Source organism: Bradyrhizobium sp. SK17 (assembly GCF_002831585.1).
GTDB lineage: Bacteria > Pseudomonadota > Alphaproteobacteria > Rhizobiales > Xanthobacteraceae > Bradyrhizobium.
The window spans coordinates 3,404,503-3,428,319 of record NZ_CP025113.1; the positions used below are offsets into that span (position 1 = coordinate 3,404,503).

Annotated in this window: 20 protein-coding genes and 2 pseudogenes; 17 read left to right on the forward strand and 5 right to left on the reverse strand. The window is 61.3% G+C overall.

The features are described from left to right. The first annotated feature begins 20 nt into the window (after positions 1 to 20). Positions 21 to 860, forward strand: a complete 840-nt coding sequence (locus CWS35_RS15885; protein WP_100952456.1) for an SDR family NAD(P)-dependent oxidoreductase — start codon at positions 21 to 23, stop codon at positions 858 to 860. A gap of 332 nt (positions 861 to 1,192) precedes the next feature. Here the strand turns inward: CWS35_RS15885 and CWS35_RS15890 are convergent, their stop codons facing one another. Next, positions 1,193 to 2,050, reverse strand: a complete 858-nt coding sequence (locus tag CWS35_RS15890; RefSeq protein ID WP_100952457.1) for a LysR substrate-binding domain-containing protein — start codon at positions 2,048 to 2,050, stop codon at positions 1,193 to 1,195. A gap of 117 nt (positions 2,051 to 2,167) precedes the next feature. On the opposite strand from CWS35_RS15890, the gene CWS35_RS39540 reads away from it, so the two are divergent. Further along, positions 2,168 to 2,314, forward strand: a complete 147-nt coding sequence (locus CWS35_RS39540) for a carboxylesterase family protein (RefSeq protein ID WP_245439058.1) — start codon at positions 2,168 to 2,170, stop codon at positions 2,312 to 2,314. A 79-nt stretch (positions 2,315 to 2,393) separates the two neighbouring features. On the opposite strand, the pseudogene CWS35_RS40100 reads toward CWS35_RS39540, so the two are convergent. Next, positions 2,394 to 3,035 (reverse strand): annotated as a pseudogene (locus CWS35_RS40100) (tannase/feruloyl esterase family alpha/beta hydrolase); the annotation flags it as partial. 492 nt (positions 3,036 to 3,527) lie between these two features. On the opposite strand from CWS35_RS40100, the gene CWS35_RS15900 reads away from it, so the two are divergent. The 14 genes and pseudogenes from CWS35_RS15900 (at position 3,528) to CWS35_RS15975 (ending at position 21,046) form a co-directional block, all read left to right on the forward strand. After that, a complete protein-coding gene (locus CWS35_RS15900; RefSeq protein ID WP_100952459.1) occupies positions 3,528 to 4,187 on the forward strand; it encodes a TetR/AcrR family transcriptional regulator in 660 nt (219 codons plus the stop codon). A gap of 294 nt (positions 4,188 to 4,481) precedes the next feature. Continuing rightward, positions 4,482 to 5,666 carry an ABC transporter substrate-binding protein gene (locus tag CWS35_RS15905; protein ID WP_100952460.1) on the forward strand — a complete coding sequence of 395 codons (1,185 nt, stop codon included), beginning with the start codon at positions 4,482 to 4,484 and terminating at the stop codon, positions 5,664 to 5,666. A gap of 88 nt (positions 5,667 to 5,754) precedes the next feature. Then, positions 5,755 to 6,627, forward strand: a complete 873-nt coding sequence (locus CWS35_RS15910) for a branched-chain amino acid ABC transporter permease (protein WP_100952461.1) — start codon at positions 5,755 to 5,757, stop codon at positions 6,625 to 6,627. Positions 6,628 to 6,630: 3 nt separating this feature from the next. Next, positions 6,631 to 7,578, forward strand: a complete 948-nt coding sequence (locus tag CWS35_RS15915) for a branched-chain amino acid ABC transporter permease (protein WP_100952462.1) — start codon at positions 6,631 to 6,633, stop codon at positions 7,576 to 7,578. Beyond that, positions 7,578 to 8,357, forward strand: a complete 780-nt coding sequence (locus tag CWS35_RS15920) for an ABC transporter ATP-binding protein (RefSeq protein WP_245439059.1) — start codon at positions 7,578 to 7,580, stop codon at positions 8,355 to 8,357. The genes CWS35_RS15915 and CWS35_RS15920 overlap by 1 nt, the downstream gene beginning before the upstream one ends. Next, complete coding sequence (locus CWS35_RS15925; RefSeq protein ID WP_100952464.1) at positions 8,350 to 9,054, forward strand: ABC transporter ATP-binding protein; 705 nt, start codon at positions 8,350 to 8,352, stop codon at positions 9,052 to 9,054. Before CWS35_RS15920 ends, CWS35_RS15925 begins: the two co-directional genes overlap by 8 nt. Before the next feature lie 1,403 nt (positions 9,055 to 10,457). Continuing rightward, entirely contained in the window at positions 10,458 to 11,438 is a 981-nt protein-coding gene (locus tag CWS35_RS15940) for an ABC transporter permease (RefSeq protein WP_100956400.1), read from the forward strand. Between the two features lie 38 nt (positions 11,439 to 11,476). Beyond that, the gene (locus tag CWS35_RS15945) at positions 11,477 to 12,502 is read left to right on the forward strand and encodes a sugar ABC transporter substrate-binding protein (RefSeq protein WP_100952467.1); all 1,026 of its coding nucleotides are present in this window, start codon (positions 11,477 to 11,479) and stop codon (positions 12,500 to 12,502) included. 84 nt (positions 12,503 to 12,586) lie between these two features. Then, a pseudogene (locus tag CWS35_RS15950) lies at positions 12,587 to 14,709 on the forward strand (ABC transporter permease). After that, on the forward strand, positions 14,706 to 15,914 hold the full coding sequence (locus CWS35_RS15955) for an SMP-30/gluconolactonase/LRE family protein (RefSeq protein ID WP_157817160.1): 1,209 nt from the start codon (positions 14,706 to 14,708) through the stop codon (positions 15,912 to 15,914). Before CWS35_RS15950 ends, CWS35_RS15955 begins: the two are co-directional and overlap by 4 nt. Then, on the forward strand, positions 15,802 to 17,301 hold the full coding sequence (locus CWS35_RS15960; protein WP_100952468.1) for a sugar ABC transporter ATP-binding protein: 1,500 nt from the start codon (positions 15,802 to 15,804) through the stop codon (positions 17,299 to 17,301). The genes CWS35_RS15955 and CWS35_RS15960 overlap by 113 nt, the downstream gene beginning before the upstream one ends. Positions 17,302 to 17,354: 53 nt before the next feature. Continuing rightward, complete coding sequence (locus CWS35_RS15965; protein WP_100952469.1) at positions 17,355 to 18,482, forward strand: zinc-dependent alcohol dehydrogenase family protein; 1,128 nt, start codon at positions 17,355 to 17,357, stop codon at positions 18,480 to 18,482. A gap of 301 nt (positions 18,483 to 18,783) precedes the next feature. Further along, positions 18,784 to 19,920, forward strand: coding sequence for a CaiB/BaiF CoA-transferase family protein (locus tag CWS35_RS15970; RefSeq protein WP_100952470.1), 1,137 nt, complete (start codon positions 18,784 to 18,786; stop codon positions 19,918 to 19,920). A 187-nt stretch (positions 19,921 to 20,107) separates the two neighbouring features. Beyond that, positions 20,108 to 21,046, forward strand: coding sequence for a LysR substrate-binding domain-containing protein (locus tag CWS35_RS15975; protein WP_100952471.1), 939 nt, complete (start codon positions 20,108 to 20,110; stop codon positions 21,044 to 21,046). A 171-nt stretch (positions 21,047 to 21,217) separates the two neighbouring features. Here CWS35_RS15975 and CWS35_RS15980 read toward each other — a convergent pair whose 3' ends face one another. Together CWS35_RS15980 and CWS35_RS15985 are read right to left on the reverse strand one after the other, a co-directional pair. Then, entirely contained in the window at positions 21,218 to 21,625 is a 408-nt protein-coding gene (locus CWS35_RS15980; RefSeq protein WP_245438991.1) for a septal ring lytic transglycosylase RlpA family protein, read from the reverse strand. A gap of 616 nt (positions 21,626 to 22,241) precedes the next feature. After that, positions 22,242 to 22,799 (reverse strand): hypothetical protein, encoded by a 558-nt coding sequence (locus CWS35_RS15985; protein WP_210202797.1) that lies wholly within the window; start codon positions 22,797 to 22,799, stop codon positions 22,242 to 22,244. A 128-nt stretch (positions 22,800 to 22,927) separates the two neighbouring features. Here CWS35_RS15985 and CWS35_RS15990 point away from each other — a divergent pair, with 128 nt between their 5' ends. Then, complete coding sequence (locus tag CWS35_RS15990) at positions 22,928 to 23,140, forward strand: hypothetical protein (RefSeq protein WP_245438992.1); 213 nt, start codon at positions 22,928 to 22,930, stop codon at positions 23,138 to 23,140. Between the two features lie 38 nt (positions 23,141 to 23,178). Here CWS35_RS15990 and CWS35_RS15995 read toward each other — a convergent pair whose 3' ends face one another. After that, entirely contained in the window at positions 23,179 to 23,742 is a 564-nt protein-coding gene (locus CWS35_RS15995; protein ID WP_100952472.1) for a hypothetical protein, read from the reverse strand. Positions 23,743 to 23,817: the final 75 nt, after the last annotated feature.

The following is a 23,817-nucleotide window of genomic DNA, read 5'->3' on the forward strand; positions in this document are numbered from 1 at the left end:
CAAGATTGAGAAGGTTGGGAGTGGAAAGGTCAGGACAAGTTCGGGGCAAGGTCGCATTGGTGACCGGGGGCGCTTCAGGCATTGGCGCGGCAATCGTAGAATTATTGGCGCAAGAGGGTGCGACTGTTGTCGCAACCGATATTGACGAGCTGCGGGGGGCCGACCTGGCCGCGCGCCTTAGAAACGCCGGGCGCGAGGTGATCTTCCTGCAGCAGGACGTCACCAGCGAGGAGCGCTGGATCGAGGTCGCCGCAGAGGTCGGCAAGCGCTTCGGCCGCCTCGACACCTTGGTCTCGAATGCCGGAATCTGCATCGCCGTGCCATCGATCGTCGACATGACTTTGCAGGACTGGCGCCGCCAGATCGCGATCAATCTCGACGGTGTGTTCCTCTCTGTAAAGCACTCCCTGCCGCTGATGCGGAGGCATGGCGGCGGCTCCGTCATCATGATGTCGTCCGTGGCCGGCCTGCGCGGAGCGACAAGCCTCGCCGGCTACAGCCTTTCCGGGTACAGCGCGACCAAGGGCGCCGTTCGGCTGTTTGCCAAGTCGATCGCGATGGAATGTGCGCAAGTCGGCGATGGAATCCGTGTCAACTCGGTGCATCCCGGCATTATCGACACGCCGATTTGGGGCAAGAACTCGACTTGGGCGTCCGGTGCCGGTCAGAATGCGCCGAACGTTGCGGGGGAGCGCGCCAAATCTTCCACGCCGCTCGGCCGGGCCGGCCACGCATTCGATGTCGCGCAAGGTGTGCTGTATCTCGCCGCGGATGCGTCGCGCTATGTGACCGGCACCGAGCTTGCGATCGACGGTGGCATGAATACGGGCGGGGTCGTGCGGAGGGCACAGTCGCAATAACGACGAGCAGCGTTCCACTCGAGACGGCGGCAGGCTTGTTGTCTTCGCGACGTTTGACCCACGTTGCGGCTTTGGGACGCGGGCTTCCGGGAACGACCTTGGTTAACACGACGGGATGGCGATGTCTCGATCCGCCCGCGAAACAGTGGATCGTGGGTTTGCCAAAACCTTCTGCCCGCGTGTCACTCCGGCAATGATGTCTGCACCCTGTCGTCTTGATCACCAATGGTTTTGCGCAGATGCGTCTTGAGGCCGGAAATGAACAGCTTGCCGGCGAGCGTCAGCGATTGCTGCGAAGGATACAGCACATAGATCGTGACCGACGGGGGCGTTCAGTTCGGCAATGGCAGGATCAGTCGTCCATCACGCAACTCGGCTTCGCACATGATTTGAGGGAGCCGCGCAAGCCCAAAGCCATTGAGTGCAGCTTGCTTGAAAACATTCAGGTTGTTGGCATTGATCGCCAGGGCAACGTTGAGCTCGGCGGTTTTACCGGCTCGACTGACGAGCTTCCATCGAGAGGCGTAGCCGTCGGCTGCCAAGCCAATGCCGGGGCAGTGGTTGAGACCCCCAAGTGTCGGCAACTTTCCGAGCGAGCGCATCAGATCGGGCGCGGCGATGAGATAGTAGGGTGCGCCAACCAATCTTTGACGAACCAGTTCGGAGTTGGCCAAGGTCTCGCGCGCCGGCTGGATTGCAAGATCGTAGTGTTCGATCCTGGTCTCAAACGATCCCCCGGACACGTTGAGAGTGAGCAGAACGTCTGGATACCTTTTTGCAAAAGTCACGGCGAAATCGACGACAAGCACCTCAGCCAGAATGGCCGGGCAGGTAATCCGCAGGACGCCTGCCGGATGGTTGGTGCGCCTTTCTGCCAGCGCCTTAATCGCGCTGAGCTCGTCTTTGATTCTTTGCCCGCGTTCAAAGATCGATGAGCCAATCTCGGTCGCGGAGAAATTTCGGGGGCCGCGGTTAAGCAAATGGACGCCGAGTTCTTTCTCGAGATCGTCCATCCGTCGGCTCAGCGTGGATTTTGGTATGCCCGTCCTCCGGCTCGCAGCCGAGAGACTTCCGGCCTGAATAATCTCCGAGAGAAGAACCAGATCGTCGACCGTCCCCGTGATCCACCACCGCTCGTAGACGGTGTTCCAATATCGAAACGTCCCATTCCATCGACCCAATCTCGACACGCCACATCAAACTATTTCTAGTCCTGTCATCAAAGCGAAAATTTCACCCTAAGCCGGTGATCGCCATCGAGACAGCTGAAGAGGGGAAGGTCGTTGAGCCATGCAGTCGACGTACTTGTGCAGCTTGAGCAGGGCACGGTCCTTGGACGGCGCCATGATCTCGTTTCGACCTTCCACGCGATTCCATATGCAGCACCTCCCGTTGGAATTTTGCGTTTCGAGCCGCCGGCGCCGGCAACGCCGTGGGCTGGGTGGCGGGATTGAGCGTGCTCGTGACGTTGACGACACGTGCCCAGACCGCTGTCAGGCCTGCCATGTCGCCGCCGCCGACGTGTTCATCGGCATGGCCCCAGACGCCGTCGCCGGCGATCACGCCGTCGTAGTCGTTGCGGAATCGCGAGGCCGCGACCGAGGCGTTCTTGCCGCCGTTCGAACAACCGTCGAAATATCGATGGCCTGCCGGCTTGCCGTAATACGCCTGGATCAGGGCGCGGGCGACCGTATCGGTGTCGCCGATCGCGGTGTAGGCGTAGCCGAGAACGAGCTGCTGGTCGCCGGCGAAACTTGGGCCAGGAAACTGCGCTGCCCGGTGGCCGCCGTTCGAGGCGCCGATCGCATATCCTTCGGCAAGCAGGTTCACGTTGTACGACGCCGGCGCGTTCTTCGCGATCGTGCCGTCCAAGCCGCCGCCGCCGAGGTGCAGATAGCGGCCTTTCCATTTGTCCGGCAATTGCACCTGGATGTCGGTCTGCGGAGCGACAGTGGCGAGCACGTTGCAGTAGGCGGGCGCCGTGGCGGTCGCGGTGACGGTCGTGACGCTGGTGATTGTCGTGTTCGGGATCTGCAGCCACGCGAGACCGGTACAGGGAGTTGTCGCCAGCGCCTGGCTTGCGCCGAGGAAGGTCGTCGTCAGCAGTGCCCCGATGAAGGCCAGTCCGGTTGGCGCGAAATGACCTGAGTTCAAGCGCAGTCCGCATCTGCTCATTGATTACCTCCCCTGTTTTGGATTTGCCCCCCGCGGGAGGCTTCGCCTTTTGGCGGCATCAAAATTGACCGTCCGGTTAGTTAATGAAAGCGAATTTTCTATGTCAGTCCTGTGAAGGGCGGTGACTTCTTCCCGAAGAGATAAAGCCGATAGGTTCACCTCCGGGACCGGGCGGCGGTGCAAAGCTTGCGCGCCCTGGGTAAGCCGGCAGACCGATTCCAGGAATGCGCATGCGTCGATGCAGGTCGATCCTTCGCGTCGCCGAACCGCTGTCCGCCGACTCGACACGGTGTCAGTGCGTGCCGCTTCCCAAGGCTTGATAGAGGGGCAGGGGGCCATTCCAACTCCGCCCTGGCATTATCCGACCGGATGGCCAATAAATGGCGCTCGGACCGGTCGCGGACAGGGGCGGAATCGGAATAGGAAATTTGCCGTCATTGAATCGCGTCCCATGACGAGGGCCGAACGGCCGGCCGGTGGAATGGACAGGATATGGCCCGATCCCGCGCCAAGGACTACGACGACAAGCGCCTCTCAATTCTGCATCGCTCGGCCGAGCTGTTTGCGGCATCGGGATATGTCGGCACGTCGATGAACACGATCGCGGATGCGTGCCGTGTTTCGAAGGCGCTGCTCTATCACTACTATCCCGACAAGGAAGCCATCCTCTTCGACATTCTCTCGTCCCATCTCGAGAAGCTGGTTGCCGCGGTCCAGCAGGCAAGCGCCTGGGCCGGGGATCCGGTGCAGCGCCTTGGCGCGATCGTCACGACTCTGCTCGAACTTTACCGGCATGCCGATGCCGAGCATCAGGTCCAGATCGCAAGCCTCAAGCTGTTGCCGAAGGAGAAACAGCAACCGCTGCTCGTGAGCGAACGGGTCCTCGTCGCGATCATGTCGGATGCGCTGGCCGCGGCTGTACCGGCGGCGAAGCAGAAGCGGGTACTCAAGCCGCTGACGATGAGCGTCTTCGGCATGCTGAACTGGCACTACATGTGGTTCCGTGAGGGTGGGCTGATGAGCCGCGCCGACTATGCCGATTTCGTCGTACAGCTGGTGCTGGCCGGTGCGGCGGACGCGGCTGCCGCCGCCACCCGGCCGCGCAGCAAGGCGAAGTCCGCCGGCCGAAGCCGGCAGGCTGCGCTGCTCTGACGCGATGAGTTAGGTCCGCGTCGCATTCATCGTCAGCAACTCATAGGTCTCCGGCGCTGAGGGGGATTCCGGCGATCCGGACTGTTGAGGGGCAGGCGCGATCTCCGTTGGGGCCATCGCGGCACACGGTTGCTGACCCGGACTACCTCCCGTTGCGGTTTCCGATGACCGAAGGTCGCATGATCTGCGACTGAATCACTATTGACCAACCGGTTGGTCAATTATAGTTTCGACCCAACAAGATGGAATACGACGCGCCGGTGATTGGCGCGCGAGGAGGGGAGGTCTCACACCATGAGTAATCTTGCTCGATTGAACTGGCGGCAGGCCGTCGGCTTGCTGCTTGGCGTTTCGGCCGCCACCTTCGCCGTCTCCGCTCCGGCCTCCGCCCAGGGTACGATCAAGATCGGGACGGTGCTCTCGGTGACCGGACCAGCGTCGTTCCTCGGCGATCCCGAGGACAAGACGCTCAGGCTCTACGTCGACAAGATCAACGCAGCTGGCGGCGTCCAGGGCAAGAAGATCGAGCTCGTCATCTACGACGACGGCGGCGATGCCAACAAGGCACGCACCTTTGCCACGCGCCTGGTCGAGGACGACAAGGTCGCCGCGATGGTCGGCGGCACGACGACTGGAACCACGATGGCCATGGTCCCGGTGTTCGAGGAAGCCAAGGTGCCCTTCATATCGCTAGCCGGCGCGATCGAGGTGGTCGATCCCGTGCGCAAGTACATTTTCAAGACGCCGCACACCGACAAGATGGCGTGCGAGAAGATCTTTGAAAACCTCAAGCAGCGCAATCTGACCAGGATTGCGATGATCTCGGGCACCGACGGCTTCGGTGCGTCGATGCGGGCACAATGCGTGAAGGTCGCGCCGAACTACGGCATCCAGATCCTCGCCGAGGAAACCTACGGCCCGCGCGACACCGACATGACGGCGCAGCTCACCAAGATCAAGGGCGTGCAGGGCGTTCAAGCCGTGGTCAATCCCGGCTTCGGCCAGGGCCCCGCGATCGTCACGCGCAACTATGCGCAACTCGGCATGTCGGCGACGCCGCTGTACCAGAGCCATGGCGTTGCCTCGAAGAGCTTCATCGAGCTCGCCGGTCCGGCCGCCGACGGCGTCCGCCTGCCTGCTGCGGCGCTGCTGGTCGGCGACAAGCTGCCGGACAGCGATCCGCAGAAGAAGGTCGTGGTCGACTACAAGCAGGCCTACGAGGCCTCCGCGAAGCAACCGGTCTCGACCTTCGGCGGCCACGCCTATGACGGGCTTTTCATCCTGGTTGATGCGCTGAAGCGGGCGAATTCGGCCGAGCCCGACAAGATCCGCGACGCCATCGAGGCGACCAAGGGCTTTGTCGGCACCGGCGGAATCGTCACGATGTCGCCGACCGATCACCTTGGCCTCGATCTCAGTGCGTTCCGGATGCTCGAGATCAAGGGCGGGGACTGGACCTTGATTCCGCCCGGAACCTGAGAATCCGTGCGACATACTGCGCAACATAGGGCAACCGTGGGTGCCGCGACTGGTCGCGGTCCCACGGAGAGGGGGCCGCTCGTCGTTCATGTCCGAATTTCTTCAATTCCTTTTCTCCGGACTCACGGTCGGCGCGGTCTACGCGCTGGTCGCGCTTGGCTTCACGCTGATCTATAACGCGTCCGACGTCGTGAATTTCGCGCAGGGCGAGTTCGTGATGCTGGGCGGCATGGTCACGGTATTCGTGTCGGCCGCCGGCGTTCCTCTGCCGATCGCCGCGCTGATCGCGGTGATCGCATCGGTCGTGGTCGGGCTGCTGCTGTACTGGCTCGCCATCGCGCCGGCGCGCGATGCGTCGGCCGTGTCCCTCATCATCATCACAATCGGCGCGTCGATCCTGCTCAAGGGTCTTGCCCAGGTCGTGTTTGACAAGCAGTTCCACAAGCTGCCGGCATTCTCCGGCGACGCGCCGATCAACCTGCTGGGCGCGGCTATCCAGCCGCAGAGCCTGTGGGTCATCGGCGGCACCGCCGTCGCCGTCATCGTGCTCTATGTTTTTCTCGAGAAGACCCTGATCGGAAAGGCGGTGCTCGCGACCTCGGCGAGCCGGCTGGCGGCACGCCTTGTCGGCATCAATACGGCGACCATCATGGCGCTGTCGTTCGGCGGCTCGGCTGCGATCGGCGCGCTCGCCGGCATTCTGGTGACGCCGATCACGCTGACCAGCTATGACGTCGGCACCATGATGGCCTTGAAGGGATTCGCCGCCGCGATGCTGGGCGGGATGGGCAATCCGCTGGGTGCCGTCGTGGGTGGCCTGCTGCTCGGTCTGCTGGAAACGATGGGTGCCGGTTACCTCAGCTCCACCTACAAGGATGCGTTCGCCTTCATCATGATCCTGGTGGTGTTGTTCGTGATGCCGCAAGGCCTGCTCGGCCGCCGCACCGTGACCAGGGTCTGATCGATGCGCGCTGCTGCCAACAGCCGCTATGCGGTGATCCTCGGCCTCGCGATCATCATCGCCGTGCTGCCGATGACCTTCCCATCAAGCTATTATCTGCGGGTGGCGTCGCTGGTTTGGGTGTCGGCGTTCGCGGCGATCGGTCTCAATCTCCTGATGGGCAAGGCCGGGCAGGTCAGCCTCGGCCACGCCGCGTTCTTCGGCATCGGCGCCTATTCGGTGGCGATCGGGCCCGCGCATCTCGGGATTTCAGCTGGGGCGTCGTCGCTGATCGGCGCCTGCCTCGCGGGCATAGTGGCCTTTCTGGTTGGGCGTCCGATCCTGCGGCTCAAGGGCCATTACCTCGCGATCGCCACGCTTGGCTTCGGCGTGCTGGTCGCGCTCGTCATCACGACGGAGAACCGCTGGACCGGCGGACCCGACGGCATGCCGGTCGCCAGGCTCACGATGTTCGGGTGGCGCGTCAGCACGGCCTACGCGTGGTACTGGGTGTCGGGCGCATTCATGATCCTCGGGGCATGGATCGCGCTCAACCTCGACGATACGCCCACCGGCCGCGCGTTTCTCGCGCTGCATGACAGCGAGATCGCGGCGCGGGTCGCCGGCATCAACGTCGCGACCTTCAAGCTGCGGGCCTTCGTGCTCGCCGCCGTTTACGCATCGATCGCCGGCTCCTTGCTCGCCATGATGAACGGCTTTGTCTCGCCAGATCTCGCCGGTTTCCAGCATTCGGTCGAGCTGGTGACGATGGTGGTACTGGGCGGGCTCGGCTCGATCCTCGGCAGCATCGTCGGCGCGGCGGTACTGGTGGTGCTGCCCCAGATGCTGACGGTCTTCCAGGAATACGAGAACGTGATGCTCGGCCTGATCATCATCGCCTCGATGGTGTTCATGCGCGACGGCATCGTTCCAACCGCGCACAAAATACTCGTGAAGGCGATTGCACGGTGATACTTTCGGTGGGTGATATCGGGATCGCATTCGGCGCCGTGAAGGCGATCGATGGCGTCAGCTTCGCAGTCGACGAGGGCCAGATCTTTTCCGTGATCGGTCCGAACGGCGCCGGCAAGACCACACTGTTCAACGTGATCTCGGGCGTCTACGTCGCCGGCTCCGGCCGCGTCGAGCTCTCGGGCCAGGATGTCACGAAACTCGGGCCGGATGCGCTTGCGGCACGCGGCATGTCGCGCACCTTCCAGAATCTGCAGATCTTCCAGCACATGACGGTGGCGCAGAATGTTATGGTCGGCCGTCATCTGAAAGAGAAATGCAATCTGCTGGCCGACATGCTGCGGCTGCCGTCGGTTGCGCGCCAGAACCTCGCCACGCGCGAGGCGGCACTCACCTGTCTCGACGAGGTCGGTCTGCGCGACAAGGCCGACGTATTGGCGGGCGATCTCTCCTATGGCGGCTGCAAACGGCTGGAGATCGCCCGCGCGCTCGCGGCCGAGCCGCGGATCGTGCTGCTCGACGAGCCTGCTGCCGGCTGCAACGCGGTCGAGACCGAGGACATCGACCGTGTGATCAGCCGCCTCGCCGATAAGGGCATCGCCGTCCTGCTGGTTGAGCACGACATGAAGCTCGTGATGAAGATCTCGAACCGCATTCTCGTGCTCGACCGGGGCAGGGTACTGATCGAAGGCACGCCGCAAGAGGTGCGCGAAAGCAGCGCCGTTCACGACGCCTATCTCGGTACTCGCCGCGCCACGCCGGAGGCTCACCGTGCTTGATATCTCGGATCTGCACAGTGCCTACGGACGCATCGAGGTGCTCAAGGGGGTCTCGCTGCATGTTGCGGCCGGCGAGGTGGTCGCGCTGATCGGCTCGAACGGCTCCGGAAAAACCACGCTGATGCGTGCGCTGTCGGGCGTGCAGCCGATCACCGGCGGCTCCATCGTGTTCCTGGGCGAGCGCATCGACCGCTTGCCGTCGCATGTGCGGGTCAGGCGCGGCATCGTCCATTCACCGGAAGGACGCCACGTGTTCGCGCCGCTGAGCGTCGAGGACAATCTTAGCCTTGGCAGCTACCTGCGCCGCGACGGGGATGTCGAGAAGGATCGCGAGCGTGTCTACGCGATGTTCCCGGTGCTGCAGGAGAAGCGGCATCTGCTCGCGGGCGGTCTGTCCGGCGGACAGCAGCAGATGCTGGCGATCGGGCGTGCGTTGATGGGTAAGCCAAAGCTGCTGCTGCTCGATGAGCCGTCGCTCGGGCTGTCGCCGCGGCTGGTCGATCAGATTCTTGGGGCGATCGCGGCGATGAAGGACGCTGGCGTCACCATCCTGCTGGTGGAGCAGAACGCCTCCGCCGCGCTCGAGATTTCCGACCGTGGCTACATCATCGAGACCGGCCGCATCGCGTTCTCAGACGGTGCATCCGCCTTGCTGAGCGATCCGAGGGTCAAGAACGCCTATTTGGGTCTCGGCTGAGTGTCTCATACTCTCCTCGATGCACTTGACCGGCCAGCAGGCGATGCGCGCCACCGCGGCGATTGATTTCTCTACTAGAACACACGCCTCTTAATCAGCGGCTCTGTCGGAGCATCTTCAACCGATGGGTGGGCGACGACTACATTCACCGCGCCAAAGTCGGTCTTGCGCCATCGAGCGGATTTGCGGCGCACGAACGAAGAGAGCCCGTATCTGGTGCGGTTTCTGGTGCGGTCGTCGCGCGACGGGCAACGAGGATCAAGTAAGATCCTGATCTCATTGGTGGGCCGGGCAGGACTCGAACCTGCAACCAGACCGTTATGAGCGGTAGGGTCCAACTTGGCCTAGCATAGGGCCGTGCTCTTCTTCGGCGGTTCGGCCAAAAGACACTTTTTGTGGACGAAATGCACCAAAACTCGCATTCCGACTCTGTAACCCTTTGAAATCGCGCAAAATGCGAACGCCCTCCGAGCGCACCATAAACCCACGTTTAGTCTCGAGGTCGCCGGCCGCCGTACACGTCGCAGGTTCAAATCGCGTCCCCGCAACCATCTCAACGTCCGATCGGCCCGCCCTTTGGCTTTGAGCGATATTGCAAGCATTCCGGCCAGATCGCCACGAACGTCGATCTGAAGCTCTCCGTTCCCGGGCGTCAGGATGATTTCTTTCACTGGCGACCTGATAGCGTCAGCCGCAGCCATCCGCTTGGCCTCCGAGTCCTCCTGAAGTGCGGCATACAGTTCGTCGATCTGGACGCGATAGTGATGCGCCATGTTCGGGTGGAGGCGCAACTCGTCAACACGTCGCATGATCCGGGGTGTGAGAAGCTGGATCAGAAATTCCACGAGCTCCGGGAGGTGTTCGCCGTTGATGGCGAGCGCTCCGAATAATACTCCGCGAAATGCTCGTCCTACGGCTACTCCTCGATCACCTTATACAGATACACCATGCCATCCCGCCTGTACGCCCTAAGCCAATTGCTCGCAGCTTCATCGTTCGCAAATACCTTAAGCTGGTCCGGGCCAGCGACCTTCATGCTCGTGTCGGCGCAAATCCAAGGGCGTTCATTGTTGATATCCTCCGCGTAGCGTTGCCAACTCGCGCAGGATGCCAGCACATCCGGCGCCCGTTCTCTCGCCTCCCGAAGGAACATCCCCGGTACGGATAGCTCGCTCCCGCTCTGAAATGATTGCTCAACTCTCCGGGGCCATAACGAATAGATATGACCGGTAGCGCAATTCGATATTTCAGGCCTCGTCCGCCAATCGTCTAACGTTCCCAACGACAAAAGCTTTCAAAGGACTCCGCGCTCTTGACCGCGCGGAAATGTCCATGCGCGCATCCATCGGATGCGTGACAACAGTCGGAAGCGTGGGACGAAGCGACTAGTAGGTGAAGCTGAGATGCGTGGGGTCTTTCGCCACTTCAATCAGGAGAAAATCGTCTTTGCTTTGACGGTGCTGCTCTTGATCATATTTGCCCTGACTCTCCCGAACTTCCTTGCTCCCAACAATCTTTTGTCTTTGGTGCGAAGCGTCGCGGTCCTCGGTATCCTTGGCCTCGGCATGCTGGTCGTGGTCCTTGGGCGCGGTATCGATCTGTCCCTCGTCGCGACGATGGCGATCTCGGTAGCCTGGGGCCTTCAGCTCACCGCTAACGGAATGTCGGTCGCAGCAGGGATGACGTTTGGTCTGCTGTTCGCGCTTGCTATGAGTCTGATCACCGGGATCTTGATCGCCTACGCAGAGATTCCTTCGTTGTTCGCAACGCTGGCCATGGCGACTTTTATCTACGGTTTTGGCCGAGCTCATCTTATTACCGGGACGGACGTCGTTTATCTGCCGGCCAACATTGGCTGGATCGTGAACTTCGGGCAGGGAGCATTGTTCGGCATCCCGACCCCAATCGTAGTGGCCGCTGTTGTGGCGCTGATCGCGTTCCTCTTCCTTCGCTATACCAAGCCTGGCCGCTTCATTTACGCGATCGGAGACAATCTCGCGACGGCGCGTATCGGCGGAATTCCGGTCCGGCCGATCCTCGTCGCGCAGTACGTCATCGCAGGCGGCGTCGCTTTCATTGCGGGAATCGTCACCGCGACATCGGCGCAGGCGATGAACACCCGCGTGGTCAACTCGAACATGATCTACGACGTCATCCTGGTCGTGGTGCTCGGCGGAGTCGGGCTGTCGGGCGGTCGCGGCAATGTCCGCAACGTCATCGTCGGATCGCTGCTCATCGGCGTCTTGATGAACGGCATGACGATCATGGACATCCAGTACACGATCCAAAACGTCATCAAGAGCCTCATTCTGTTGCTCGCCATTGTGGTCGACAGCGTCCTGAACCCGAGGGACGAACAGACAGGGCAGCAGGGCGATATCTGAAGCATAGCGTGAACGAAACGCAATAGAGGAGACGACCCATGAAGACGATGCATCGCTTGGCCATAGCGGCCACGGCGCTTCTCAGCCTTGCCGCGAGCTCTATCGCCGCGCGGGCCGATGATATGAACGACCCGTACCGGCAGCCCGCACTTGATGCGCTGAAAGGGAAGTCGATCGTCTATCTGCCGATTTCGATCGGCTTCGACCTGGCGCAGGCCTGGGGCGGCGTCGTCAAGACCGAGGCCGAGCGCTATGGAATGAAGTTCAAGTCCCAGGACCCGAACTGGAACACCGGCGCGATGGCGCAAGGTCTGACCTCGCTGATTGCAGAGCATCCGGATGTGATCGTGACGCAGAATCCGGATCTGCAATCGCTGGCGCGCCTTCTCAAGCAGGCCAATGCGGCCGGCATCGTCGTCGTCCAGATGAACATGCAGGGCGCGGTGCAGACCGACGCTTTCGTCGGGCCCGACTTCATTTCGATGGGCGAACAGGCGGCGAAGATGATGGTGGCAAAGTGCGGCAAGGGGACAGAGACCTCGCACAAGGTATCGATCGTGCAGGGCGTTCTGACCGGCGGCGTCAGCTACTATCAGGTCCAGGGCATCAAGAAGGTTTTCGAAGAGAACCCGGACATCAAGGTTGTGTCGAGCCAGGCTGCCGACTGGGATGCGTCAAAGGCACGCGCAATCACCGAAACGGTTTTGCAGCAGAACCCTGATCTCTGCGGCGTGATCGACGTCTGGGACGGCCAGGGCGTCGGCACGGGCGCGGCAATCAAGCAGGCTGGCAAGTCGGATCAGGTATACTTCGTGACGTCCGGCGGCGGCGCGCAAAGCATGTGCGATCGGCTTGCGGACGGCACGTTCTCGGCTGCCATCAATTACGATGCACCCGGAATGGGCCGGGATGCTTTCACGGCGATCAGTGCGGTTCTTCAAGGCAAGCAAAAGGCTGGCACCCTCAAGTTTCAGCTCTATTCGCCAACCCGTGTCATGACCAAGGCCGACGTCAAGGCGGGGACCTGCTGGGATCCTGAACAGTACGCCAAGCTTCTGCGCTGACCGTCATTCCATCCAGGCGCGGCCGTCCCGGCGACGGCCGCGCCTTGTTCGCATTGACTTGAGCGACCGCGCCAAGAGGCTCCTTTGACGGCAACAAGCACCTATACGAAGCTGCGATATCGGTTCATTCCCGACCACGTTATCGGCGAGCTTCTGTCCAAGAAGTGGATTGATAACACGATACCGTTCCTGGTCCTCATCTGTGTTGTCGCGATCTTCGGCTCGCTCATTCCGAACTTCTTCTCCGGCGCGAACCTCGCAATCACGGCCCGCGAACTCGGTGAGTTCGGCCTGGTGTGCATGGCGATGATGGTGGTGATCATCGTCGGCGGCATCGATCTCAGCGTCGGATCGAACTTTGCGCTCGGAAATTTCATGACGCTCGCGCTGCTCAATCTGGCGGGGTGGCCGGTTGGGCTGGTGATTCCGACGGTGGTGTTGATCTGCGGCGCGGTCGGGCTGCTCAACGGCTATCTGATCGGCTTCTTGCGGCTGCGCGCCTTCCTGACCACGCTGGTGACCTTGATCATCGTCCGTGCCGTCGTCGATATGCTGCTCCTGAAGTATGCGCAGGCGATGTCGGTCAGCTTCTACCAGTCCGACGTGTGGGATCTGATCGGGCTGGGAGGTGTCGCCGGCGTTCCTTCCAGCTTCATCATCCTCGTGATCGTGGCGCTGATCGGCCACATCCTTCTCACTCGCAGTCGTCCGGGTTGGCGGATGATGGCGATCGGCGGCTCCCGACGCTCCGCGCACAATATCGGCTTGTCGGTGCGCGGCATGGTCTGCGGAGCCTATACGATCTCGGGCATGCTGTGTGGCCTCGCCGGCATGCTCTATGCGGCCCGGCTCAGCGGCGCCGGCACCGACACGGGAATGGGATTGGAGATCTCGGCGCTGACCGCGGCCGTGCTCGGCGGCAACAGCCTCGGGGGCGGCCGCGGCTCGGTCGCGAAAGCCCTGATCGGAGCGGTCATCGTCCAGGTCATGACCAACGGAGTACTCCGTATCGGACTGAATAGCGGCTCCGGACCGATGGTGCTCGGGCTGACGCTGCTGCTCGCGGTGTTCATCGACGTTCGGTGGCTCAAGAACCGCGACAAATTGCTGTCGAAGGTCTACGTGTCGCCAACTCACGTCGAACTCCCGCCGCCTCTTTCGACCTCGGTGGAGACGGGAGGCGCCTTCGCGTACAATGACCGGCTCGCTGCGGTCGAGATCATCGGACTCGGAGAGGTCGAGTCGCCGGAGGATGTCATCCTCGACGACAAGAACTATCTCTACTGTGGAACGCGCCATGGCGACATCGTCCGCTTCACGCCTCCCGACTACAAGACTTGGGAGGTCTACGCCCATATCGGCGGTTCGCCACTCGGCATGTCATTCGACCGTGCCGGCGATCTTCTCGTCTGCGTCGGGGGATGGGCCTCTACAAGGTGGACCGCGAGCGCAACGTCATCAGGGTCAGCGACGAAACCAACCGCTCGACATTCTCGGTGGTCGACGATTCGAGGTTGCGGCTCGCTGACGACCTCGACATCGCGCCGGACGGCCGGATCTATTTCAGCGAAGCGACCATCCGCTATGAAATGCACGATTGGCCGGTCGATGCGCTGGAAAGCCGCGGCAATGGACGAATCGTCTGCCACGATCCCAAGAGCGGCAAGACGCACACGGCGCTGCGCAATCTGATCTTCCCGAATGGGGTCTGTCTCGCGCACGACGGGCAGTCGATACTCTTCGCCGAAAGCTGGGCCTGCCGCATCAGCCGCTTTTGGATCGACGGGCCGAAGGCCGGTCAGGTCGAGCGGGTGATCGATGCGTTGCCGGGTTACCCGGACAACATCAACCGCGCGTCTGATGGCACGTATTGGGCTGCGATCATGGGAATGCGCTCGCCGGTGCTCGATCTCGCTTTGCGCATGCCGGGCTTTCGGCGCCGAATGGCGCGCCGGATCGCGCCCGACCAATGGCTCTACCCCAATCTCAATATTGGATGTGTGATCCGTTTCAACGACAAGGGCGAGGTCGTCGAATCGATGTGGGATCAAGGTGCCAAGAACCATCCGATGATCACGTCGATGCGCGAACACCGAGGGTACCTTTATCTCGGCGGCATCACCAACAACCGGATCGGGCGGATCAAGCTCGATTGGGCTGACCCCAATTGGAGCGGCTATCGTAGCTATTGGGGGCAGCGCGCATGAACGCTCCGGTCGGAAGCTGGTTTGAGCGTCTGCTCGGCCGGGGACGGGCGTCTGTCACCGTGCCGCCGTTGGACGGAACGTTGAAGCCGAACCATCGGCTTGAGGCGGCGCCTGTGGGTATCGTATGCGCAGAGCCGGACAATCTGGTCGTTCTCGACGATGAGGCGGTTTGGTCGAGCGGCAGCACCCTGCTGCGCGGCGGAGGCGGGCGGACTGCCGTCCCCTTTGCAACGGTAGAGGGCGTTGTCTCGGCAATGGCGGTGTCACCGGGTGGCCGAATTGCGGTCGCTCGGGAAGGCAAGGGCATCGCGATCCTCGATGCGGATGGTGCTGAATCGAAATCCGGTTCTCGACCCGGTTGGCCGGAGCGCTGCGTCACGGCGCTGGCATTCGCTGACGAAACAAGCCTGATCGCCTGCGTTGGCTCCGAGGCCAATCCGCTCGACGCCTGGCAGCGCGATCTGCTTGAGCACCGTCGTGCCGGCTCGCTTTGGCGGCTGGACATTGCCAGCGGCGAGGCGGCGCGTCTGGTCGGCGGCCTTGCCTTTCCCAACGGGGTCGTTGCCGCGGATGACGGCACTTTCATCGTGAGTGAAGCGTGGGATGCCCGGCTCGTGAAACGCGACGCCAGCGGCAGAGAGATCGCTCTGCTCGCCGACGACCTGCCCGGATATCCCGGGCGCATCGCGCATTCGAATCGTGGCGGATATTGGCTCGCGGTTTTCGCGCCGCGCAGCCCGTTGATTGAATTTGTCTTACGCGAGAATGCCTATCGTCGGGCCATGCTCGCCGAGGTGTCGCAGCAGTATTGGATCGCGCCGGCGCTGCGCAGCGGCCTGTCATTCCATGAGCCCATGCAGGGCGGTGCTCTGAAACAGATGGGTATCCTGAAGCCATGGGCTCCAACCTTGTCTTACGGCCTCGTGATCGAGCTCGACCGCGCCTGCGTACCCCTGCAAAGCCTCCATAGTCGGGCAGGCGGAAAGCGCCACGGCGTCACGTCGGCGGTCGAGGCCGGCGGCCGGCTGTGGCTGACCTCCAAGGGGGGTGATGAAGTGGTTTCGATCGATCTTGCGGCGAGGGGGGAAGTTGATGCAGCCGGTCGTCGAATTAAGGAACGTTGTCAAGGAATTCCACGGCATTCCGGCGCTCCGCAACATCTCGTTCGACCTCCGGCCCGGCGAGGTCCACGCGCTCCTTGGTGAGAACGGCGCTGGCAAGTCGACCCTGACCAAGATCATGGCCGGGGTCTATGAGGTGACGAGCGGCGAACTGCTCGTGAACGGCGGAAAAGTCTCGTTCAAGACCCCCGCCGAGGCGTTGAGCGCCGGGATCGCCATGGTGTTCCAGGAGACCAGCCTGGTGCCGTCGCTCACGGTGGCGCAGAACATCTATCTCGGCAACGAGAAGTTTCTGAACAGGCTGCGTGGCATCTACATCTCTGCCCAGCAGTTCCTGCAATCGCTCAATTTTGGTGTCGATCCGACGATGTACGTGTCTCAGTTGGGGGCCGCGCAGAAGCAGATGGTCGAAATCGCGCGCGCGGTGCACCACAAGGCGAAAGTAATCATCTTCGACGAGCCAACTGCCACGTTGACTCCGGAAGAGAAGCACCACTTCTTCTCTCTGGTGAAGCGCCTGAAGCGCGAAGGGGTCTCCGTCATCTTCATTTCGCACGCATTGGAGGAGGCGCTGACGATCTCCGATCGGATAACGATCATGCGCGACGGCCAGCACGTCGTGACCGACGATGCGAAGAGCTTCGACCGCGACAAGATCATTACGGCAATGGTTGGTCGGACCCTTTCCGGCGAGCTCTATGGCAAGGCCGGCGACCAGCATGCCTCCAGGCCGTATGGGCGCAAGATGCTCAGCGTGCAGAATCTGTCGATGGGCCGGATGGTCCGCAATACTTCCTTTTCGATCTATGGCGGGCAGATCACCGGCATCTTCGGCTTGATCGGTTCGGGGCGGACCGAGACTGCCAAAATCATCTCCGGCGTCGTCAAGCGGGACTTCTTCCACGGCGGCGAAGTCAAACTTGAGGGGCGCTCGGTGCGCTATCGCGTGCCGCGCAAGGCTGTGCGGGACGGTATCGTCTATGTCACCGAGGACCGCAAGATCGAGGGCTTCTTCGAAACCAAATCGATCGCAGAGAACATCTATCTGAACTTTCTCGCGGCCGACCTCAACAAGGGTGTCGTGGTCTCCTACGCCGAGATGACCGAGCTTGCGGCGAGCTGGACCAAGCGTCTGAACGTGCGCGCGATCGGGAATGCGGCGCGTGTCGTCGAGCTCTCCGGCGGCAATCAGCAGAAGGTGGTGATCGCACGTTCGCTGGTGCAAAAGCCCAAGCTGATCATCTTTGACGAGCCGACGCGGGGCGTCGACGTGGGTGCCATCGCCGAGTTGCATCACGTCATCAACGATCTTGCCGATTCCGGGCTCGCTGTCGTGGTGATCTCGTCCTACCTGCCGGAAATACTCAACCTGGCCGATCGCATTCTGGTGTCGCGACAGGGGCGTATCGTCGAGGAGTTTTCGGCAGAAGAGGCGACCGAAGAAAAGATCATGTACGCCGCGGTGCATTAGGCGTCCCGGCGTTCGCCAGGAACGCCAGCGAAGATTTGCAAGGAAATCGCATCATGAAGATCAGGGCTGCCGTTCTGGAGACCATGGGCTTGCAAGCGCCCTATGCCGGCTCGCATCCCCTGAAGGTGCAGGACGTCGAGCTTGATGGACCTCGACAGGGCGAGGTGCTGGTGCGGATTGCCGCGGCGGGTCTGTGCCATTCCGACCTTTCGGTGATCAACGGCGATCGGCCGCGTCCGCTGCCAATGGTGCTTGGGCACGAGGCCTCCGCCGTGGTCGAGGAAGTCGGGCCCGGCGTCGACGACCTTGTCCGTGGTGATCATGTGGTTTGTGTGTTCGTCCCGAGCTGCGGCCATTGTGCGCCGTGTTCGCAGGGGCGTCCCGCTCTCTGCGAGCCTGGCGCCGAGCACAACGGAAGAGGCGACTTGCTGACGGGCGGATTTCGGCTGCATCGGGCAGAGATGCGCGTCCATCACCATTGTGGAGTGTCGTGTTTCGCCGAATACGCCACGGTTTCGCGCCGCTCGGTCATCAAGGTGTCCCGCGACGTTCCGATGCATATTGCGGCGCTGATGGGGTGCGCGGTCTTGACCGGGACGGGTGCCGTGTTCAACAGCGATGACGTCGGTCCCGGTAGCAAGACAGCGATTTTCGGCCTTGGCGGGGTCGGCCTCGCCGCAGTGATGGGGGCTGTTGCCAAAGGCGCCGAGATTGTGATTGCCGTGGACATGTTGGAGCCGAAGCTCGGACTGGCGCGCGAGCTCGGCGCCACCCACGCCTTCAATGCCGCCGATCCCGATCTCGTGGAGAAAGTAAGAGAAGAGACGAAAGGTGGTGTCGATGTGGCATTGGAATTCGCAGGCTCGGTAAACGCCCTCGAACTCGGCTATGCCATCACCCGCAGGGGCGGGACCACGATTACCGCGGGCCTGCCGAGCCCGAGTGCAATACTTTCCCTGCCGGCCGTTTCCCTGGTTGCAGAAGAGCGCACCTTGCGTGGCAGCTATCTGGGCTCTGGCGTGCCGTCGCGCGACATTCCACGTTTCCTCGGGCTCTACCATCGCGGTAGGCTTCCGGTCGACCGGTTGCTGACACATCGGATTCGGCTCGACGACATCAATGCGGGATTCGATCGCCTCGCCGATGGCAGCGCAATCCGCCAGGTCGTCGAGTTCAATTGACATCGAAGGAGCACGCTATGACCCGGCTTGAGCGCCGCAGGCGCCATCAGTCTTTCATCGGTGGCCGCTGGTGCGAGCCGGTTTTCGGGGAATGCTCGGACGTCGACGCCGCAGTCACGGTTGCACGCAGGGCGTTGGTAGTCGGAGAATGGGCATCGGCCGGGAAAGCGGCCAGCAGGCGATCGACGAACATCTTGAGACAGAACGCGTCTGGATGTCATATGAAAGGGATGTGCCAACCCCGCTTGTGATGCGGTGAGAGACGCTGGGAATACCATACCATAAGAGAGCGATTGTCCCGATGGCTGCCGACCTTGACGGAATCCTCGTTGTTTCCATTGAGCAAGCCGTTGCTGCAGCTTACGCCTGCTGCAAGCTTGCGGACGCGGGCGCGCGCGTGATCAAGGTCGAGCGACCGGAGGGAGATTTTTCCCGCGACTACGATCATCTTGTCCACGGCGAAAGCGCCTATTTTGTTTGGCTGAACCGCGGCAAGGAATCCATCTGTCTCGATCTGACCAACGACGATGACAAAGCGATCCTCAGCTCGATGCTGGCGCAGGCCGATGTCTTTATCGAGAATCTGGCACCTGGTGCGATTGACCGGCTCGGTTTCCCTCTTCAACAACTGCGCGAGCAGCGGCCTCGACTGATCACCTGCGAGATCACAGGCTATGGTGACGAGGGCCCGTTACGCGACTCGAAGGCCTATGACCTGTTGGTTCAGGGAGAAAGCGGGCTCGCAAACATCACCGGCAACGAATTTGGTGCCGCACGGGTCGGCGTTTCGGTTTGCGACATCAACGCCGGGATGACGGCGACGCAGGCTATCTTCCAGGCACTCTATGCACGGGAACGGACCGGGCTTGGCCGCCATATCTCGGTGTCGCTATTCCATGCGACCGCGGACTGGATGAACGTCCCGTACCTGCAATACGCCTATGGCGGCGCTCCGATCGGTCGCGTTGGCCTGCATCATCCCACCATCGCACCCTATGGCAGTTATGCCTGTGGTGGCGGCGGCTCGATCCTTATCGCAATCCAGAACGAGCGGGATTGGATATCCCTTTGCAGGGACGTACTCCGCAAGCCGCAGCTTGCGAGCGACTCGCGCTTCATCAACAACGATGAACGCGTTCGAAATCGCGACGCACTCGACGCCGAGATCGGGCCGGTCCTTCTCGGATTCGATCAGAACCGTGCCATCGAGTTATTGAAGGCCGCTCGCCTGGCATTCGGTCGCCTCAGCACGCTCGCCGATCTGGCGACGCATCCGCAGTGCCGTTACATCGAAATCGAGACGCCGACCGGACCAGTCACCATGATGGCTCCGGGTGTCTTGATCGATGGCAAGGCGCCTAGTTTTGGCCCGGTTCCCGCACTCGGTGCGCATAGCGAAAAGCTTCGACGGGAATTCTCGTCCAAGGTACAGGGCTAGTTCGACAGACTGTTCGATCGGGTTCCTTCAAGGAGTATCGCTTGCCGATGAGTCTGGGCGAGGCCTCTGCCGAGGCATACTTGACATCGAAGTTGACACACTGCCCTATAACGTAAACTCGACGCGCTGACCGGTGGTCATACACGATTGCTATGGCGCGGACGGGGTAAGGACGTTTGGGGGAGGAATGGACCTTCGGCAGCTTCGCTACTTTATTGCGATCGTCGAACACGGGTCGTTTTCCAGAGCCGCTGAAGCGCTGAATGTTGCTCAGCCAGCGCTGAGCCTCCATGTTCGTAACATGGAGGAAGAGTTGGGATCAGCGCTGCTTTTCCGCAGCTCGCAAGGTGTCGTCGCGACGGAGGCCGGCCAGATTCTACTTCGACACGCTCGCAGCGTCACCGACCAACTCTCGGCCGCGCGCCACGAGATCAAGGGACGTGAGGCTGAGCCGGAGGGTGAGGTGCGCCTTGGCTTGCCGGGCACGATCAGCCAGACCCTGTCTGTCCCGCTCATCATCGAAGCGCGCAGACAATTCCCCAAGATCCGGTTGCGCATCGCGGAAGCGATGAGCGGGTTTGTAATGGAGTGGATCCGGGAAGGGCGGATTGATCTGGCGATCGTCTATATTCCGGTCGAAGACAAGGCGCTGAGTTCGTCGCCGGTTCTCAGCGAGGAACTCTGGCTTTTAGGCCCGATCAATTCCATTCCGGGCATCCAACCGCCGACTTCCGGTCCACTCCGCTACAGCGCGGTCGCGCAACTGCCGTTGATATTGCCGAGCGCCACTCATGGCCTACGTTCTTTGCTGGAGAATGAGGCGGCCGCTCTCTCGTTGAAACTGAATACAGTCATCGAGGTCGACTCGTACATCAACATCAAAGGACTGGTCGAGGAAGGTTTCGGATATTCCATTCTGCCCTTCAATTCCATTGCACGCGAGGTTCAAAGTGGCCGGCTGCTGGCTTGGCCAATCTGCGCCCCCAAAATCAAGCGGTCGGTGCATCTTGTCCATCCAGTCGATCGTCCCCTGAGCTATGCCGCCTCAACGATCGAGACCCTGTGTCGCGCGACGCTGCTGAAGCTGGCCTCCACAGGCAAATGGAATGGTGCGCGAGCTCTTTGATCGGCTGCTGTATTTCTGCCTGCTAACTCTTGCACCATGCGGTACGGCCCGCCATGCATCGCGCAATGGCTGCGGGTGCGGGCGGAGTTCCGTGGCTCCAGATGTCCGATCGTCGAATCCTGGTGTGAGGTTCATTGATCGTTTACGGTCAAGCGAGTTCGCTCGTCGCCGTCAAAGCATGCATAACCACTTGGTTTCGTGCATGTCGAGCGCACGAGCCGCGCCGGGTGTCAGATCAATCGTCACTCCGTGCGTAAACGGACCTCGATCATTGATCACTACAGTCACCGACTTTCCATTCTCGGGATTGACCAGCGTTACACGCGAGCCGAACGGCAGGGTGCGATGCGCAGCCGTGAGTCCACTCGGGTCGAATGCCTCACCATTTGCCGTGCGCCGTCCCGAGGAATAGAAGGTCGCGACGATATGTTGTCCCGAACATGCTCCGTGAGGCTTGGAACGTGCAAAAAACCAGGAGAAGCCCCGACCGTGGGCGGGTTCGGGCGCCACAATAAGCCATGCTGACATCAGTCCAAGAGCGCAAAGACGATAGGTAAAGTTGCCTAGCTGATCGCTCATGTCGAACTGTCTTTGTGAGGCCCAACCACAGCGGGGCGCGGTCCTGGCCGCGGATAGTCTGGAGTGGTCAGAACCGCGCTTGCCACCGCGCCGGCGACAAACCGTTATTCAGGGACGGAAGCTGTAGAAAGTGCCAAAAGTCATGGCGCAAGTGTGCGCGGAGACGGTACGATCCATCATCAGATCATTGACGGGGGCGCACCGTGACCAGAAATCGGCGGGTCGAGATAGCAGAAACATTTCGGCTGCTGCGAGCCTTCCGTTCGATCCAAGACCCGGCCGCGCGGCAACGTGTCATTGAAGAGGCCGAGGCTCGATCGTCGGAAGGCCAAGCGAAGCGTCCGGCGGGCAACGAATCTGTTGCCAGGGATACGAAGCGGGGGCCGTTATCTCGTGAGAGCGGCAGCTTCTGACGGACCCTAAATGGGGCGACTCGCGAGTTATACCGCTCTTCGATCAGAAAACAGGGCTTCCTCAATAGTGGGACTTGCGCCGGTGATCTTCTAAGAGTGCTGGCCTACGCAGACGTACGAGATCCTGGATGCTGCGACCACCTTTCTTGCGTCGTAGGGAGGAGACGAAACTCACGTTTGAGCGCCAAATGCACCCAGCTCCTTCACTCGTCCAGGTAAGTGCTTGAAATCACAGAAAATGCGAACACCCTCCGAGCGCACCATAAACCCACGTTTAGTCTCGAGGTCGCCGGCCGCTGTACCGTCGCAGGTTCAAATCGCGTCCCCGCAACCATCTCAACTTGCGATCGGCCCGCCCCTCCGGCGGGCCCTTTGCTTTTGAGCGAAATTGCGAGAATTCCGGCCAGATCGCCACGAACGTCGATCTGAAGCTCGCCATTCCCGGGCGTCAGGATGATCTCTTTCACAAGCGACCTGATAACGTCGGCCGCAGTCATTCGCTTGGCCTCCGAGTCCTCCTGAAGCGCGGCATACAGCTCGTCGACCTGGACGCGATAGTGAAGCGCCATGTTCGGGTGCAGGAGGGGAGGCGGCTCCTCTGCCTCCTGCAGGAACGTCTTCAGCTCCTTCTGGCGGCGTTCGAGCGTGACCATCTTTTCGTTGAGGCGGTCAGCAGCTCTGCCCTTCAGGATGAGGTTGAGAAGCGTATCCAGCTCGCGGTCGATCGTCTTGATCTCCGCCTCGGCCGCCTCGATCGACACTCGGCTCTCTATGCGGAGTCTGTTCATCTCGCGAGTAAACTCGTCGCGGAACTCCTTGTATAACGCCGGATCCATCAAGTGATGGCGCAACGCGTTTCCTACTACTCCTACCAGGGCGTCAACGTATCGTGCTGGAGGTGGACGGGAAGCATCACTTCTCGGAGAACGACCATCCGTCGCTGAAGCTCTATGCCCACATGGTGTCAGCTGATCGAGAGTTGCGCCTGGCCGGGTATGAGGTCTACAGGTTCGGAGCGAATGAGTTGGTCGGCGAGCACGCCGAATCGAGGATTGCCGATTTCCTCGAGAAGCTCTTTCGATTGCACCGAATCCGGCCTTGAATGACGCGCCGCGCCGTGTCAGTCGGGGTTCGATGGCCTCATGCTCTCTTGATCCTGTCTTTAAGCTGCTTGTCCAGCGCCCTTAAGGCCGGATCCCGGTGGACCACCTGAAACCAGCCGTCGCTTGGACTCCCGATCGGCTCGATCATCGCCTGACCCAGCACGCGTCGGCAGTGTCCATCGACGTAGAGCTCAGCTCGCAGCAGGCCGGTATCTGCTGCCATCTGTGCAAGCAATAAGGTTTGGCTCGTGCGCGCCGTGAGTCCCTCGGCGTTCTCGTCGATCTCGAGAATTTCAAGCATGCCGTGATCCAACGGGCCATGAACGACGAGATGTGTTCCTGCCGGCATGTGCGGACGTCGTGGGAGACCGCCTCCCATCTGTCCCAGAGACATGTGGGTGGTAACGGATCTGAGACCTGGCTCTTCTTTCAAAAACTTGCGCACGCCGTCGAAGTTATCGGCTTTTGAATAAAGGTAGCGCGTACTTTGCGTCATTTGTTGATGGTTGAGATAGGTGGCCGTATCGCCGTCGATGTCGATCGGGGCGCCAGACCTCAGACCGTCTCGATATCGGAGTATTCGTTCCTTTCGCTCGTCCATGAGTTGCACAGAATCGACTAGTCCATATCGTTTCTCGATTGTCGGGCAGTGCAGCGCGATCGAGAACTCCGGCGA

What these genes read in the sequence shown, in the direction of transcription:
- CWS35_RS15940 (WP_100956400.1), top strand. Translation starts at nt 10,458, where the DNA reads ATGCGTGGGGTCTTTCGCCACTTCAATCAGGAGAAAATCGTCTTTGCT.
- CWS35_RS15975 (WP_100952471.1), top strand. Translation starts at nt 20,108, where the DNA reads ATGGACCTTCGGCAGCTTCGCTACTTTATTGCGATCGTCGAACACGGG.
- CWS35_RS15960 (WP_100952468.1), top strand. Translation starts at nt 15,802, where the DNA reads ATGCAGCCGGTCGTCGAATTAAGGAACGTTGTCAAGGAATTCCACGGC.
- CWS35_RS15945 (WP_100952467.1), top strand. Translation starts at nt 11,477, where the DNA reads ATGAAGACGATGCATCGCTTGGCCATAGCGGCCACGGCGCTTCTCAGC.
- CWS35_RS15910 (WP_100952461.1), top strand. Translation starts at nt 5,755, where the DNA reads ATGTCCGAATTTCTTCAATTCCTTTTCTCCGGACTCACGGTCGGCGCG.
- CWS35_RS15915 (WP_100952462.1), top strand. Translation starts at nt 6,631, where the DNA reads ATGCGCGCTGCTGCCAACAGCCGCTATGCGGTGATCCTCGGCCTCGCG.
- CWS35_RS15955 (WP_157817160.1), top strand. Translation starts at nt 14,706, where the DNA reads ATGAACGCTCCGGTCGGAAGCTGGTTTGAGCGTCTGCTCGGCCGGGGA.
- CWS35_RS15980 (WP_245438991.1), bottom strand. Translation starts at nt 21,625, where the DNA reads ATGAGCGATCAGCTAGGCAACTTTACCTATCGTCTTTGCGCTCTTGGA.
- CWS35_RS15995 (WP_100952472.1), bottom strand. Translation starts at nt 23,742, where the DNA reads ATGGACGAGCGAAAGGAACGAATACTCCGATATCGAGACGGTCTGAGG.
- CWS35_RS15900 (WP_100952459.1), top strand. Translation starts at nt 3,528, where the DNA reads ATGGCCCGATCCCGCGCCAAGGACTACGACGACAAGCGCCTCTCAATT.
- CWS35_RS15905 (WP_100952460.1), top strand. Translation starts at nt 4,482, where the DNA reads ATGAGTAATCTTGCTCGATTGAACTGGCGGCAGGCCGTCGGCTTGCTG.
- CWS35_RS15970 (WP_100952470.1), top strand. Translation starts at nt 18,784, where the DNA reads ATGGCTGCCGACCTTGACGGAATCCTCGTTGTTTCCATTGAGCAAGCC.
- CWS35_RS15965 (WP_100952469.1), top strand. Translation starts at nt 17,355, where the DNA reads ATGAAGATCAGGGCTGCCGTTCTGGAGACCATGGGCTTGCAAGCGCCC.